This window comes from Streptomyces sp. NPDC093065 (assembly GCF_044754585.1).
Lineage (GTDB): Bacteria > Actinomycetota > Actinomycetes > Streptomycetales > Streptomycetaceae > Streptomyces.
Window position 1 is genome coordinate 1 of the sequence record NZ_JBIVPJ010000005.1, and the last position, 14,430, is coordinate 14,430.

General features: G+C 71.8%; 13 protein-coding genes and 1 riboswitch. Of the genes, 9 read left to right on the forward strand and 4 right to left on the reverse strand.

The genetic code is table 11. The annotated features are described in order from the left end of the window. The 5 genes from ACIQFU_RS10845 to ACIQFU_RS10865 form a co-directional block, all read left to right on the forward strand. Nucleotides 1-507 (forward strand): flavodoxin-dependent (E)-4-hydroxy-3-methylbut-2-enyl-diphosphate synthase (locus ACIQFU_RS10845; RefSeq protein WP_402550547.1); only part of this gene is annotated, 507 nt, incomplete at its 5' end. A gap of 28 nt (nucleotides 508-535) precedes the next feature. Continuing rightward, the gene (gene dxs / locus ACIQFU_RS10850) at nucleotides 536-2,488 is read left to right on the forward strand and encodes a 1-deoxy-D-xylulose-5-phosphate synthase (RefSeq protein WP_402550548.1); all 1,953 of its coding nucleotides are present in this window, start codon (nucleotides 536-538) and stop codon (nucleotides 2,486-2,488) included. After that, nucleotides 2,489-3,874 carry an aspartate aminotransferase family protein gene (locus ACIQFU_RS10855; protein WP_402550549.1) on the forward strand — a complete coding sequence of 462 codons (1,386 nt, stop codon included), beginning with the start codon at nucleotides 2,489-2,491 and terminating at the stop codon, nucleotides 3,872-3,874. It begins immediately after the preceding gene. Nucleotides 3,875-3,939: 65 nt separating this feature from the next. Then, nucleotides 3,940-4,554, forward strand: coding sequence for a helix-turn-helix domain-containing protein (locus ACIQFU_RS10860; protein ID WP_402550550.1), 615 nt, complete (start codon nucleotides 3,940-3,942; stop codon nucleotides 4,552-4,554). Then, nucleotides 4,551-4,670, forward strand: a complete 120-nt coding sequence (locus ACIQFU_RS10865; RefSeq protein WP_402550551.1) for a DUF6126 family protein — start codon at nucleotides 4,551-4,553, stop codon at nucleotides 4,668-4,670. Before ACIQFU_RS10860 ends, ACIQFU_RS10865 begins: the two co-directional genes overlap by 4 nt. A gap of 25 nt (nucleotides 4,671-4,695) precedes the next feature. Here ACIQFU_RS10865 and ACIQFU_RS10870 read toward each other — a convergent pair whose 3' ends face one another. After that, entirely contained in the window at nucleotides 4,696-5,493 is a 798-nt protein-coding gene (locus ACIQFU_RS10870) for a tyrosine-protein phosphatase (RefSeq protein WP_402550552.1), read from the reverse strand. 424 nt (nucleotides 5,494-5,917) lie between these two features. Then, a riboswitch (cyclic di-AMP (ydaO/yuaA leader) is annotated at nucleotides 5,918-6,075 on the forward strand. Nucleotides 6,076-6,079: 4 nt separating this feature from the next. On the opposite strand from ACIQFU_RS10870, the gene ACIQFU_RS10875 reads away from it, so the two are divergent. Together ACIQFU_RS10875 and ACIQFU_RS10880 are read left to right on the forward strand one after the other, a co-directional pair. Continuing rightward, nucleotides 6,080-7,030: a peptidoglycan DD-metalloendopeptidase family protein gene (locus ACIQFU_RS10875; RefSeq protein ID WP_402550553.1), complete on the forward strand. Its 951-nt coding sequence runs from the start codon at nucleotides 6,080-6,082 to the stop codon at nucleotides 7,028-7,030. A 234-nt stretch (nucleotides 7,031-7,264) separates the two neighbouring features. Next, on the forward strand, nucleotides 7,265-8,050 hold the full coding sequence (locus ACIQFU_RS10880; protein WP_402550914.1) for an SGNH/GDSL hydrolase family protein: 786 nt from the start codon (nucleotides 7,265-7,267) through the stop codon (nucleotides 8,048-8,050). Nucleotides 8,051-8,080: 30 nt separating this feature from the next. On the opposite strand, the gene ACIQFU_RS10885 is transcribed toward ACIQFU_RS10880, so the two are convergent. Further along, nucleotides 8,081-8,707, reverse strand: coding sequence for a TetR/AcrR family transcriptional regulator (locus ACIQFU_RS10885; RefSeq protein ID WP_402550554.1), 627 nt, complete (start codon nucleotides 8,705-8,707; stop codon nucleotides 8,081-8,083). Nucleotides 8,708-8,855: 148 nt separating this feature from the next. Here ACIQFU_RS10885 and ACIQFU_RS10890 point away from each other — a divergent pair, with 148 nt between their 5' ends. After that, a complete protein-coding gene (locus tag ACIQFU_RS10890; RefSeq protein WP_402550555.1) occupies nucleotides 8,856-10,049 on the forward strand; it encodes an MBL fold metallo-hydrolase in 1,194 nt (397 codons plus the stop codon). A 144-nt stretch (nucleotides 10,050-10,193) separates the two neighbouring features. Here the strand turns inward: ACIQFU_RS10890 and ACIQFU_RS10895 are convergent, their stop codons facing one another. Then, nucleotides 10,194-10,874 carry a DUF6338 family protein gene (locus ACIQFU_RS10895; protein WP_402550556.1) on the reverse strand — a complete coding sequence of 227 codons (681 nt, stop codon included), beginning with the start codon at nucleotides 10,872-10,874 and terminating at the stop codon, nucleotides 10,194-10,196. Nucleotides 10,875-10,915: 41 nt separating this feature from the next. Next, nucleotides 10,916-11,362 carry a hypothetical protein gene (locus tag ACIQFU_RS10900; protein ID WP_402550557.1) on the reverse strand — a complete coding sequence of 149 codons (447 nt, stop codon included), beginning with the start codon at nucleotides 11,360-11,362 and terminating at the stop codon, nucleotides 10,916-10,918. Between the two features lie 196 nt (nucleotides 11,363-11,558). On the opposite strand from ACIQFU_RS10900, the gene ACIQFU_RS10905 reads away from it, so the two are divergent. After that, nucleotides 11,559-14,351, forward strand: a complete 2,793-nt coding sequence (locus ACIQFU_RS10905; RefSeq protein ID WP_402550558.1) for a CHAT domain-containing protein — start codon at nucleotides 11,559-11,561, stop codon at nucleotides 14,349-14,351. Nucleotides 14,352-14,430: the final 79 nt, after the last annotated feature.

Here is a 14,430-nt window from a genome sequence, read left to right on the forward strand (position 1 = left end):
GGCGTCACCGAGGCGGGCCCGGCCTTCCAGGGCACCATCAAGTCGGCGGTCGCCTTCGGCGCGCTCCTCTCCCAGGGCATCGGCGACACCATCCGGGTCTCGCTCTCGGCCCCGCCGGTGGAGGAGATCAAGGTCGGTATCCAGATCCTGGAGTCGCTGAACCTGCGCCGACGTGGCCTGGAGATCGTCTCCTGCCCGTCCTGCGGGCGTGCCCAGGTCGACGTGTACAAGCTGGCCGAGGAGGTCACGGCCGGTCTGGAGGGCATGGAGGTGCCGCTGCGCGTCGCCGTCATGGGCTGCGTCGTCAACGGCCCCGGCGAGGCCCGCGAGGCCGACCTCGGCGTCGCCTCCGGCAACGGCAAGGGGCAGATCTTCGTCAAGGGCGAGGTCGTCAAGACCGTCCCCGAGTCCAAGATCGTGGAGACCCTGATCGAGGAGGCGATGAGGATCGCCGAGCAGATGGAGAAGGACGGCGCGTCGGGGGAGCCGGCCGTCACCGTGAGCTGACACACCACGGACCGAAGGGGGCCCGAGCGTGACGATTCTGGAGAACATCCGGGGACCACGCGACCTGAAGGCGCTGTCCGAGGCGGAACTCGGTGAACTGTCCGACGAGATACGTGACTTCCTGGTGCACGCGGTCGCCCGCACCGGTGGTCACCTCGGACCCAACCTCGGCGTGGTGGAACTCACCGTCGCCCTGCACCGGGTCTTCGAGTCGCCGGACGACCGCATCCTGTGGGACACCGGCCACCAGAGCTATGTGCACAAGCTCCTGACCGGCCGTCAGGACTTCTCCAAGCTGCGCAGCAAGGGCGGCCTGTCCGGCTACCCCTCGCGCGAGGAGTCCGAGCACGACGTCATCGAGAACAGCCACGCCTCCACCGTCCTCGGCTGGGCCGACGGCCTCGCCAAGGCCCGCCAGGTCCAGGGGGAGCGCAGCCACGTCGTCGCCGTCATCGGTGACGGCGCGCTCACCGGCGGCATGGCCTGGGAGGCCCTGAACAACATCGCGGCGGCCAGGGACCGGCCGCTGATCATCGTCGTCAACGACAACGAACGCTCGTACGCCCCGACCATCGGCGGCCTCGCCAACCACCTCGCGACCCTGCGCACCACCGACAGTTACGAGCGGGCCCTGGCCTGGGGCAAGGACGTGCTCCAGCGCACGCCCGTGGTCGGGAACACCGTCTACGAGGCCCTGCACGGAGCCAAGAAGGGATTCAAGGACGCCTTCGCCCCGCAGGGGCTCTTCGAGGACCTGGGACTGAAGTACCTCGGCCCGATCGACGGGCACGACATCGGCGCCGTCGAGTCGGCGCTGCGCCGCGCCAAACGCTTCCACGGTCCGGTGCTGGTGCACTGCCTCACGGAGAAGGGCCGCGGCTACGAACCCGCTCTGCGCGACGAGGAGGACCACTTCCACACCGTCGGAGTGATGGACCCGCTCACCTGCGAGCCGCTGAGCCCCGCGGGCGGCCCGTCCTGGACCTCCGTCTTCGGCGAGGAGATCGTCCGGATCGGCGAGGAACGCGCGGACGTCGTGGCGGTCACCGCGGCCATGCTGCACCCGGTCGGGCTCGCGCCCTTCGCCGAACGGTTCCCGGACCGGGTCTGGGACGTCGGCATCGCCGAGCAGCACGCCGCCGTGTCCGCCGCCGGTCTCGCCACCGGCGGACTGCACCCGGTCGTCGCCGTGTACGCGACCTTCCTCAACCGTGCCTTCGACCAGCTCCTGATGGACGTGGCGCTGCACCGCTGCGGCGTCACCTTCGTCCTGGACCGGGCCGGCGTCACCGGTGTCGACGGGGCCTCGCACAACGGCATGTGGGACATGTCCGTCCTCCAGGTCGTCCCCGGACTGCGCATCGCCGCCCCGCGCGACGCCGACCAGCTGCGCGCCCAGCTGCGCGAGGCGGTCGCCGTGGACGACGCGCCGACGCTGCTGCGCTTCCCGAAGGAGTCCGTCGGCCCCGCCGTACCCGCCGTCGACCGGATCGGCGGCCTGGACGTCCTGCACGCCGCGGACCGGCCCGAGGTGCTGCTCGTCGCCGTCGGCGTGATGGCGCCCGTCTGCCTTGGTGCCGCCGAGCTGCTGGAGGCCCGCGGCATCGGCTGCACCGTCGTCGACCCGCGCTGGGTCAAGCCCGTCGACCCGGCGCTCGCCCCCCTCGCGGCCCGGCACCGGCTGGTGGCCGTCGTCGAGGACAACAGCCGCGCCGCCGGGGTCGGCTCCGCGGTGGCCCTGGCGCTCGGCGACGCCGAGATCGACGTCCCCGTACGCCGCTTCGGCATCCCCGAGCAGTTCCTCGCGCACGCCAAGCGCGCGGAGGTGCTCGCGGACATCGGCCTCACCCCCGTCGACGTCGCCGGCCGGATCAGCGCGAGCCTGGCCCTCGCCGAACCGGCCGGCACGCAGTCGGGGGAACCGGCAGTGGAACAGTCCGGCGACGGACGGATCGTCATGCCAGCGCAAGGAGAGAACTGAATGACCAAGGAGTTCGACCTCGCCGCGCTCTTGGCCGAGCGCGGAGCCGAGCGGTACGAGCTGCACGCCAAGCACCTCAACCACCAGCTGCCGCGCATGCTGCACACCATCGGCTTCGACAAGGTCTACGAGCGGGCCGAGGGCGCGCACTTCTGGGACGCGGACGGCAACGACTACCTGGACATGCTCGCCGGGTTCGCGGTCATGGGCCTGGGCCGCCACCACCCCGTCGTCCGCAAGGCGCTGCACGACGTCCTCGACGCCTCGCTGGCCGACCTCACCCGCTTCGACTGCCCGCCGCTGCCCGGCCTGCTGGCGGAGAGGCTGCTCTCCTACAGCCCCCACCTGGACCGCGTCTTCTTCGGCAACAGCGGCACCGAGGCCGTCGAGACCGCCCTGAAGTTCGCCCGCTACGCCACCGGAAGACGGAGGATCCTGTACTGCTCGCACGCCTTCCACGGGCTGACCGCCGGCTCCCTCTCCGTCAACGGCGAGGACGGGTTCCGCAAGGGCTTCGCCCCGCTGCTGCCCGACACCGCCGTCCCGCTCGGCGACCTGGACACCCTGGCGCGGGAGCTGAAGAAGGGCGACGTGGCCGCGCTGATCGTGGAACCGGTCCAGGGCAAGGGCGTGCACGAGGCCCCGCCCGGCTACCTGCGCGCCGCGCAGGAGCTGCTGCACCGGCACAAGGCGCTGCTGATCGCCGACGAGGTGCAGACGGGGCTCGGCCGCACCGGCAAGTTCTACGCCTACCAGCACGACGACGGCGTCGAACCGGACCTGGTCTGCGTCGCCAAGGCGCTGTCCGGCGGATACGTGCCGGTGGGGGCCACCCTGGGCAAGGACTGGATCTTCCAGAAGGTGTACTCCTCGATGGACCGCGTGCAGGTCCACTCGGCGAGCTTCGGGTCCAACGCACAGGCCATGGCCGCCGGGCTCGCCGTGCTGTCGGTCATGGACAACGAGGAGATCGTGGCGAACGCCGCCGCGGTGGGGGAGCGGCTGAAGTCCCGGCTGGCCGCGCTGGTGGACCGCTACGAACTGCTCGCCGACGTCCGGGGCCGCGGACTGATGATCGGCATCGAGTTCGGCCGGCCCAGCTCCCTGAGGCTGCGCAGCCGCTGGACGATGCTGCAGGCCGCGCGGAAGGGGCTGTTCGCGCAGATGGTGGTCGTGCCGCTGCTGCAGCGTCACCGGATCCTGACCCAGGTGTCCGGCGACCACCTGGAGGTGATCAAGCTGATCCCGCCGCTGATCATCGACACCGACGACGCCGACCGGTTCGTCGACGCCTTCACCGAGGTGATGGAGGACGCGCACAGTGGCGGTGGCCTGATGTGGGACTTCGGCAAGACCCTGGTCAAGCAGGCGGTGGCCAACCGATGAGTGGGTCCGTTTGCCTCTGAGGCAAGGAATTTGCCTCGCGGGCAAGGATCGGGCTGAATGGACGCATGAGCTCCTCCGAGACCGGCCCCGCCGAGGGGGCGGTCGCCGCCGTCGCGCCCCAGCTGCGTGAGCTGCGGCGGCGGGCCGCCCTCACCCTCGAGGCGGCGGCCCGTGCCGCGGGGCTGTCACCCGCCCACCTCTCCCGTCTGGAGACCGGGCAGCGCCAGCCCTCACTGCCGATGCTGCTCGCCCTCGCCCGCATCTACGGTACGACCGTCGCCGAGCTGCTGGGCGAGACGGCCGCCGACCGTGACGCCGTCGTGCGCGGCGCCGGCATGGAGCCCACCACCGCGGGCGGCTGGACGTACTGGCAGGCGGGCGCGCCGGGCCGCGGCATGCAGGCCCTGCGCGTCCAGGTGCCCCACGGCTCCCAGGGCGACGTCGTGCGGGTGCACCCCGGCGAGGAGTGGCTGCACGTCCTCAGGGGGCGGCTGCGGCTGCGTCTCGGGGACACCGAGCACCGGCTCACCGCGGGGGACAGTGCCCACTTCGACTCCATGACCCCGCACCGGATCGCGGCCGAGGACCCCGACGGGGTCGAGCTGCTCTTCGTCCACACCCTGCTGCAGAGCCCGACGGCCGCGCTGTGCCTCGGCCCGACCCCTGGAGAGACGCCATGAGTGCCATCGAGGACAAGTTCCCGCGCGCCCTGTGGGTGCGGCTGGTCATCTACATCGCCCTGGGGCACGTCTTCGGCGGCTTCCTCTACCTGCTGTTCGAGGTGGGCGGCAAGTAGAGCCGTCCGCGAGCGGGTGGCTCAGTCAGTCCACCATCCGCTCGCGCAGCCGCTCCCGGGTGCCCGGAGAGAGCCGCAGCCCCTGCTCCAAGTAGGCGTCGACGCCGCCCCACGTGTCCTCGATCGTCTCGAAGGCCGCGGCCAGGTACTCGGCGCGCGCGTCGAACAGGGGGCTGAGCAGCTCCATGACCTCGGGGGAGTAGGCGGAGGCGGCGGAGCCGCTGCGGCGCACCTTGTAGCGCCGGTGCGTGGCGTTCGACTTCAGGTAGTCCTCGACGACGGCCTCGCGCTCGACGCCCAGCGCGAGCAGGGTGACCGCGACCGACAGACCCGCCCGGTCCTTGCCGGCCGCGCAGTGCATCAGCGCGGGGACGCTGTCCTCGGCGAGCGCGTGCAGGACCCGGGAGTGCTCGGCCGTGCGCTCCGTCATGATCAGTCGGTAGGAGCCGACCATCCGGTCGACACCCTTGCCGTCGGCCAGGATGTCCCGCAGCTGGTCGAGGTCTCCGTCGCGGACCATCTTCCAGAACTCGGCGCCGTCGGCCGGGTCGCTCAGCGGCAGATTCACATTGCGCACGCCCGGCAGCTCGACGTCCGGGCCGTCGAGCTTCTGGTCGGCCGCGTTGCGGAAGTCGAAGATCGTGTGCAGGCCCAGCGAGGTCAGGAACGCGGCGTCCTCCCCCGTGGCGTGTGCCAGGTGGCCGCTGCGGAACAGCACCCCCTGTCGCACCCGCCGACCGTCCACGGTCGGCAGTCCGCCCACGTCCCGGAAGTTGCGCACCCCGGTCAGCTCGGGTTCGGTCGACGGGACCTGCTGCGTCACGGGGACTCCTCCCACTCCGCCCCGCCGTCGCTGCTCGCCGGCGGGCACCACTCGACGATACGGCATGACCGATGCGCGAAACCGTTCGAGGAGGGGCATTGTGGGCCGGTAAAGGCATTCTGTCCGAATTGGCGGCTTGGTTATAACTGGCCCTGAAATGGCGGAGGGTGGGAAAGGGGCGCGTGAGCAGCGTCATATCCGTGACCGAGCGTTGTCCGTCATGTTCACGTAATTCGACTGCTTCTCAAGGGCATTCAGAGAAAGCGGTGCGACGGAAATCGACGCAGGGTTACCGGTTGTTCCCGTAAAGGATCAATCGAAACGCCCGTCGCGGGAACCTCTCGCTTGTCCCTGCGCGTCCTGGTCCCTTACGTTCACCACCGATCCGGACGGACGCCTAATCCTGCCGCCGACCGGAGCCCGCACTCATCCACCACCCGTACACGGCAGGAGCGGGGGACCCACAGGTAGAACTGCCTGTTCCGGTTCCCGGAACGGCTTGGGGTAAAGCCGCGTTTCGGCGCGGCCGGGCATCTCCAGCCCGCACCCGACAGCTCACCTCGCAGGCGCCGGAGAGGAATTCGCCATGCCCGCGAAGGGTAAGCACCGCCGTACCAGGGCCATGCGCCTGACCCGCACCATCGCCGTCGCCGGAACCGGTGGCGCCGCGCTCGCACTCCCGCTGATGGGCGCCGCCTCCGCCAACGCCGCCCCCGCGCACTCGGTTTCCGAGCAGGCCGTGCAGTCCATCGCGACGTCGGCCAAGAAGTCCGCCGCCGGCGGTACCGAGAAGAACTCGGATTCCCGGACGTACACCGTGAAGAGCGGTGACTACCTTTCGAAGATCGCCGACGACCAGCACGTCGACGGCGGCTGGAAGAAGCTCTACGCGGACAACCGCGAGGCCGTCGGGTCCGACCCGTCGCTGATCCACCCCGGCCTCGAACTGTCGATCGCCGGCCAGGCCGCCAAGTCGTCGGCGCCGTCCTCCGCGCAGTCGCAGAAGCCCGCCGAGAAGCCCGCCGCCGAGAAGCCGGCCCAGAAGTCGACGGACGCGGCGAAGACCTCCTCGGACGCCTCCGGCTCCTCGGAGTCCTCGAACACCGGCACCCAGTCCACGGGCACCACCAGCGGCTACACCTCCCCCGTCGCGGGCGGCACCGTCGGTACCCCGTACCACCAGTCCGGCAGCATGTGGTCCAGCGGCTACCACACCGGCACCGACTTCGTCGTTCCGACCGGCACCTCGCTGAAGGCCGTCGGCGCGGGCACCGTCGTCTCGGCCGGCTGGGGTGGCGCGTACGGCAACCAGGTCGTCATCAAGCTCGACGAGGGCCACTACGCCCAGTACGCCCACCTCTCCTCGCTCTCCGTCTCCGCCGGTCAGTCGGTGACGGCGGGTCAGCAGGTCGGCCTCTCGGGCGCCACCGGCAACGTGACCGGCCCGCACCTGCACTTCGAGATCCGCACCACGCCGGACTACGGCTCGGACATCGACCCGGTCGCTTTCCTGCGCTCGCACGGCGTCTCCGTCTGACGACCGGCTGACGCAGCCTCCGCGCCCCGAAGGGCGGACCCCGATCCCCGGGTCCGGCCTTCGGTGTGTCCGGAGACCGGTACCTGCGGACCCCGTCGTATTCCGGAATTGACGAACACTTTAGGCGTGGCCTTTCTCACCGCCCGTCAATCCCTTCCTACGGTCGCGTAGGTCACATTCCAAGGTGAATCATGGGCCGACGTGGCAGACGATTCGAAGAGTGACAGCAGAGCAGTGATCGGGTCGTACGTGGCGGTGGGGGACAGCTTCACCGAAGGCGTCGGCGACCCCGGCCCCGACGGGGCGTTCGTCGGCTGGGCCGACCGACTGGCCGTACTGCTCGCGGACCGGCGCCCCGAGGGCGACTTCACGTACACGAACCTCGCCGTGCGCGGCAGGCTCCTCGACCAGATCGTGGCGGAACAGGTCCCGCGGGTCGACGCCCTCGCGCCCGACCTGGTCTCGTTCGTGGCGGGCGGCAACGACATCATCCGGCCCGGCACCGACCCCGACGAGGTCGCCGAGCGGTTCGAGCAGGCGGTGGCCGCGCTGACCGCCGCGGCCGGCACCGTCCTGGTGAGCACGGGCTTCGACACTCGTGGGGTGCCCGTCCTCAAACATCTGCGCGGCAAGATCGCCACGTACAACGGGCACGTCCGTGCCATCGCCGACCGCTACGGCTGCCCGGTGCTCGACCTGTGGTCGCTGCGCAGCGTCCAGGACCGCAGGGCGTGGGACGCCGACCGGCTGCACCTGTCGCCGGAGGGCCACACCCGCGTGGCGCTCCGCGCCGGACAGGCCCTCGGCCTGCGCGTCCCGGCCGACCCGGACCAGCTCTGGCCGCCCCTGCCGCCCCGCGGCACGCTGGACGTGCGGCGCGACGACGTGCACTGGGCGCGCGAGTACCTGGTCCCGTGGATCGGGCGCCGGCTGCGCGGCGAGTCGTCGGGCGACCATGTGACGGCCAAGGGAACGCTGTCGCCGGACGACATCAAGACGCGGATCGCCGCGGTGGCCTGAAGCGGGGGCGGGCGGCCGGCGCCCGTGCGGTCATCCCGGACGTCGCGCGGCTGTCAGGGCCGCCCGCTCCAGGCCCAGTTCCCGGGCCAGCGCCTCGTCCACCCACTCCTGCGCCCGGGCCCGCGACACCGTGCCCGCGTACGACGTGAGCTGTACCGCCAGCCCGTCCAGCAGCGCCGTGAGACGCAGGGCGGCGGCGTCCGGCTCGGGGCAGGAGAACTCACCGGCGGCCGCGCCCTCAGCGATGACCTCGGCGATCGCCGTCTTCCACTGGCGGTCCAGCTCGCGCGTGACCTCCCGCAGCGCGGGTTCGCGCGGCGCCGCCGCCCACCCCTCGATCCACAGCCGCCAGCCCTTGGCCTGACCGGTCGGCGCGTACCACCGCACGGCCGCCCGCAGGCGCCGAAGCGCCGTCGTACGACGGACGAGCAGCCTGCGGAGATGGGCGAGATCGGCCTCGGCGGCGTGGGTGAACGCGGCGGCGACGAGCCGCTCCTTCGTGGAGAAGTGATAGAGCACCAGGGCGTTGCTGACACCGAGCGCGGCGGCCACGTCGGCGATCCGCAACGCCGCCACGCCCCGCGCCGATATCTGTTCGATGGCCGCGCGCAGCAGCTCCTCGCGCCGCTCCGCCACGCTCAACCGGACTCTCCCCACGCACGTCACCCTATACAGGCCCCGTACGTGCGGTGACGCCCTGCCGGTCCGTCGTGAACCGGGAACACGGATGTGACATCCGTCGTTCGAGGTGACGTAGGACGAGACGAACATGATGAGAGCCTGAACCACTCCACCTGGAGGTACCGTGGCCGCTTTCCGTTTCCCGAGTCCCGGGTTCAGCGTGCCGCGGCCCGCGGCCTTCGGCGCGGACCCGGGCGGCGAGCGCATGGCGCGCATCCGCAGATCGCCGCATTTCCGCGACGGGGTCTTCCAGAACCCCGGGGGCACCGCCCGGACCCGGCCCTCCGGCTCGGCCGCCGAGTTCGCCAAGATCTACTTCAACAAGGAGGCGCGGCTCCTGCGTGCACCGGCGGGCCCGATCCCGGTGCACGCCACCACCCTCGCCGACCTCGCCCGGCCGCCCGCCACCGGACTCCGGCTGACCTGGATGGGCCACTCCAGTGTGCTCGCCGAGATCGACGGTCAGCGGGTGCTCTTCGACCCCGTGTGGGGCGAGCGCTGCTCCCCGTTCCCCTTCGCCGGCCCCAAACGCCTGCACCCGGCCCCGCTGCCGCTGGCTGCCCTCGGCCCCGTCGACGTCGTCGTCATCTCGCACGACCACTACGACCACCTGGACATGTCGACCGTCAAGGCGCTGGCCGGCACGGACACCGTGTTCGCCGTGCCGCTGGGTGTCGGCGCCCACCTCGAACACTGGGGCGTCCCCGCCGACCGGCTGCGCGAGCTGGACTGGCACGAGGCGACCCGCGTCGGCGGCCTCACCCTCACCGCCACCCCGGCCCGGCACTTCTGCGGACGGGGGCTGCGCAACACCCAGCACACCCTCTGGGCGTCCTGGGTCGTCGCCGGGGAGGAACACCGCGTCTACCACAGCGGGGACACCGGCTACTTCGACGGCTTCCGGGAGATCGGCGCCGCGCACGGCCCGTTCGACGCGACGATGATCCAGCTCGGGGCGTACGCCGAGTTCTGGCCGGACATCCACATGACGCCCGAGGAGGGTGTCCGCGCCCACCTCGACCTCCAGGGCGGTGGGCCGCACGGTGCCCTGCTGCCGATCCACTGGGGCACCTTCAACCTGGCGCCGCACGCGTGGGCGGAGCCGGGGGAGTGGACGAAGGACGCGGCGCAGGAGGCCGGGCAGGCGGTGGCGTTCCCGCGGCCGGGGGAGCCGTTCGAGCCGGCGGGGGAGCTGCCGGTCGAACCGTGGTGGCGGGCGGTGTCACCGCCGATCGCGCACCCCTGGCGGCGCCCCCGGGTCGTCGAGGGCGTGGCCGGGACGAGCAAGGGGGACCTCGACCTCGCGGGGGAGCGGTGAGGTCCGTCAAGCGCGAACCGGGCCCCACAGGTGTGGCCGTGGCCTGAGGGCGCTGCTGTGCCGACGGACTGGGCCGGTCGTCTCAGCCGCCTGCTCACGCGCGGCTCGGTGTTCTGCCCATGGGAGTCGGTGAGGCCCAGTGCATCATGGGGAGCGCCGAGCGGCGGTCGGGTGCGGTGCGGGGGAGGCGGGCGTGGGTGCGAGGTCGGTTCCGTAGACGACGGCGATCTGCGCGCCGGGTATGACGACGAACCGCGCCGGATGGCGGAACCTGCCCTGCCCGGGCTGAGTGATCGCCAGCGGCCACTGGAGGACGAGGTCGCCCTCGCCGAGCAGTTCGCGCTCGCCGTCCAGACTCAGCAGCTTCCCCTCCCAGAGCCGACCGTCGGTCAACTGGACGGCGAGCCAGAGGGAATGACCCGGTGGGGTCAGCTCGACGGCCCTACGCATCGGTGAGTACGGGGTGTGCCGGATTGCCGTGCCGCGGTGCCGGGCCAGGGCCAGTCCTCCCACCGCCGTGCAGAGCACCCCCACCGAGAGCGCGAGGACGCCCGAGGAGACGGCCTGCCAGGGGTGACCGCTGAGGTACGAGGCCCCCGTGAGTAGCCCTTCGAGCGGCAGCAGCGCTGTCCAGCGCGTGGCCAGCAGCAAGGCCGCCAAGGTCCCGACGGCGCTGCCCATGGTTCCCACGCACACCAGGTCGACGAGTTCCAGGAGAGGGTTCCGCCGGCGCCGGGGCAGCCGCACCTCGACGATGCGGATGTAGACGTAGCCGGGTGCGGCCGAGAAGAGCAGTACGACGAGCGCGACGAAACTGGTCGGCATCTCCGGTACCTGGCCTCTCTGCCGGACGCAGCGCCGGCTGGTCAGTTCGCGCTGCCTCCGGAAGCGGCGTGGCCGTCACCGGCGGTCTGTCCGTCGCCGCTCTGCCGCGGTTGCCGCAGGAGTTGTGCGTCCGGGGTGCGGAAGGGGTCCGGGAGCCCGGCAGGGCCCGGGTCCTCCTCGGCCGGCATGTCGACACCTCTCGGCTCCCTCCCCGTGTCGTCGCTCAACTCACTCTGATGCACCAGGTCCTGGAGATCCTCATGGGTGTCGACGAGTTGCCCGAGCCGCTCGTCGAAGTCCTGGTCGTCCAAGTCGGCGGAGCCGCCGTAGAACTCGGTCAGCGCGACTCGGGTCGACGCCGCCAGGCGGTACGGGCCGAAGCGGTGGACGGCGGACCGGACCTGCGCGTCGGTGACGGTCCGCGCAGGACCGGGAAAGGGCGGGTCGGGAAGGAAGGGATCAGGGGAGTCGGAACGGCCGGATCGCACTGGTGCTGACACCTCCACGGGAACGGGCACACGGTCGTCCGGTCATCCTGCCAGTAACGACTGCCGAGTTGACCGTCTTTTTCGTGCTTTCCCGGGCACGAATCATTCACTGTTACGTAATGTGGAAGGTGAGAACGCGACTGGATCCGGCCGTCCGGAGACATCACCAGGCGCGCCGACCGGGCGGAGGAGCACGGTGGTCGGGGAGAGATTGCCCGGTGAATACCGGGACTTCACCATACGCCTGGAGGAGACGCGGAGAGAGGCGGACAAGGTCCACTTCGACGTCTGTGCGGAGGAGGTCCGGGATCCGTCGTGGATCTCGGTCGACATGGCCCGGCAGCTGGCCGGGGAGTTCGCCCAGCGTGCGTCCAAGGGACGCGGTCTGGCGTCCGCAGTGGGGGACAAGCTGCTTCCCGGCGCGGTGGGGAACCTCTTCCAGTGCGCCCTCGCCGACACCGTGACCGGGCGGTCCGGGCTCCGGTTGTGCATCGAGACCGACAGTCCGGAACTGGCCGCGGTTGCCTGGGAGGTCAGCTGTGTGCGCACCGGGGGACGGGAAATCCCGGAGGAATGGGAATACCTCTTCCTCGTGCCAGGGGTCTCCGTCGTACGCCGCCCCCTCGTCCAGACCGGTGAGGTGTTCGCGGACCGGCCTGCCGGTGCGGTGCTCCTGAGTACCGCCCTGGACCTGTCCGACCCGCACGAGACGTTCGGCCTGCCGGTCCGGGACGCGAACCCCCAGGGGCACGGCTCGGTGATCAGGCTCAGGGACGCGGGCAGACAACTGGCGGAGCTGGGACTCGAGGTCATACCGCCCAGGGACCCGATCAGCGCCGACGAACTGCGCGCCGAACTCGATTCGCCCACCTCGGTGTTCTGCTTCGGGGGCCACGGGACACCGGATGGGATCGTGCTCGCCGGGCCCGGGCCCGGGGGCCGGGCGGACCCGACGCTGATGCCCGCGGGGGAACTCGCCGGACTGCTCCGGGAATCGGGTGTGGGGGTCGCCGTACTCATCGCCTGTCACACGGCCACCGAGCTGGCGGCGGGCTCTTCGGCCGCGCGCGAGGGCTGGGCGAGCGTCGCGGCGACCCTGGTGCGCGGTGGAGTGCCCTGGGTCGTCGGCATACGGGGCCTGATCATGGAGAACACCGCGGCCGAACTCACCCGCGAGTTCGTGCACGGGCTCGCCGTGGACGGTTCCGTCGACAACGCGCTCGCGCGGGCCCGGCGCGGGATGTCGACGGGCGGATGGCTGCCCGTGCTGTACACCTCCGTTCAGGAGGAGCAAGAGCCGGAGACCCGGGCTCGGCGACGACCGCCGGGCCAGGAGGCGGGACCGCGCGTGCTCCGGGCGTTCCCGGTCGTGCCGGGGAGTTCGGGCGACGCCCGGCGGCTCGTCTGCGACAACGGACCGTGCCGTCTCGACGTGCTGTGGGGGCTGGACCGGGGGCCCTTCCGCGGGGTGCTGGCCGACCACCCGGGAGCCGATCTCGTCGATGAGCTCAAACGCCTGGAGGAGGAGACGCTGTGGTGGGCCACCCGGCGGTCCCAGGACGGGCCCGCCCTGGGGCAGGCGACGAAGGCTCACCCCCCGTTGCCGAGGCGGAGGTGGTACGAGGTGTCGTGCGAGGGCGTCGAGACGCCTCGGTCCCTGGAAGCGCTCAGAGCCCTGGTCACGCACAGCCACGGGTGGACGACCCGCCTCGGGTGGGACCCGAGTGGCTCCGCGATGGGGTTCGTGGTGCGCTGCGCGGTGCCGGTCCACGCTCCGGCCGGCGAGCAGCGGAACGAAACCGCCGTCGACCACCCGCGTCGGGCGGCGGAACTCGCGGGAGCGATCGGTGCGCTGCTGCCCGGTGCCGCGCTGATACTCCAGGTGACCGCGCGGGGCGAGGACGCCGAACCGAGCCGCGGGGAGCAGCGCCTGCTGAGAACCGCTGAAGCGGCGGGCCGGCTGCTGCCCCCGCGCAACGACGGCTCGGGCATCGAGCCGGCGGTGATGACCCGTGTGCGGTGGGGGGATGCCGCCTGGCAGAACGCCACGGAGCCGGAACAGGGGGAGGGCGGCGCCGCCCAGGACCCCCCGGGCTCCGAGGCTTCCGCACTGCTGCGGCGCTACGTCCGGGAGGAGAACCGACGGAGCGCGGTGGAGGAGCTGTGGGAGGACGCCGGGCGCCTGCTCCGGCAGATCGCCGCGGAGGGGCCCGGTTTCCTGAACGACCCGTACTTCCTGGCCCAGTTGTTCCGGTCGGACACGCGTGCCGACGTACGGGCACGGATCAGCCTTCTGGCCAGGTGGCGGGACGACGCGACGCGGTACGCCTCCCTTGCCGCGGCGACCACGAGGGAGGAACACCTGGCAGTCTGGCTGGAGGCCGCGGAAGGGCTCCCCGCACCGGCGGGCGAGCCGACGGCACGTCCGGCCCCGGCGGGTGGCCCAGTCGCGGACACCTGCCCGGTCGACCCCGGTCGGCTGCCGCCCGCCCTGTTCCCCCCGCCCGTCGTGACCTGTGTGGCGCTCGGGCTCCTCCGGCGCGGGGACGACCCCGCGCGTGCCGTGCCGTCGCCGGACTGGGACGAGCTGGTCCTCCCGGACCTGCGCCGGGTCTTCGAGTACCTGCGGTTCGCCCCCGAAGCGCCGGACACGTACGCCCGCCGCGAGGCCGACCGGGAGTTCCTGCTCGGCCTCGGCACCTATACGGCATCGGTGACCGCGGTCCGGTCCGGGATCGGCCGCTCCGTGCCGGTCGGTGAACTGGCTCCCGGGGGACGGCTCTCTCCGGCGGGCTGGGCCGCCCTCACGTCGCGCCCGCTGGACACCGAGTCGGTACGGCTGCTGAGCGAGGAACCCGCGGACTGGATGCGGCGCCTCGTCGGCTTCCACCACGCACGAGCCGAACCCGACGGCACCATGCTCCGTTCCGTCGAGGGCCTGCGCCGTGAGCTCCTCAACCCGCGCCCTCCGCTCATACCCGCACTCTGACTGACCGGTCGTCGAGGGGCACCTGACCGCGCACGGCCCCGGTCCGGCCTCCCCTCACCCGCCCCCGTTGATCCGCTTT

What these genes read in the sequence shown, in the direction of transcription:
- ACIQFU_RS10860 (WP_402550550.1), top strand. Translation starts at nt 3,940, where the DNA reads ATGAGCTCCTCCGAGACCGGCCCCGCCGAGGGGGCGGTCGCCGCCGTC.
- ACIQFU_RS10895 (WP_402550556.1), bottom strand. Translation starts at nt 10,874, where the DNA reads ATGCCGACCAGTTTCGTCGCGCTCGTCGTACTGCTCTTCTCGGCCGCA.
- ACIQFU_RS10855 (WP_402550549.1), top strand. Translation starts at nt 2,489, where the DNA reads ATGACCAAGGAGTTCGACCTCGCCGCGCTCTTGGCCGAGCGCGGAGCC.
- ACIQFU_RS10865 (WP_402550551.1), top strand. Translation starts at nt 4,551, where the DNA reads ATGAGTGCCATCGAGGACAAGTTCCCGCGCGCCCTGTGGGTGCGGCTG.
- ACIQFU_RS10875 (WP_402550553.1), top strand. Translation starts at nt 6,080, where the DNA reads ATGCCCGCGAAGGGTAAGCACCGCCGTACCAGGGCCATGCGCCTGACC.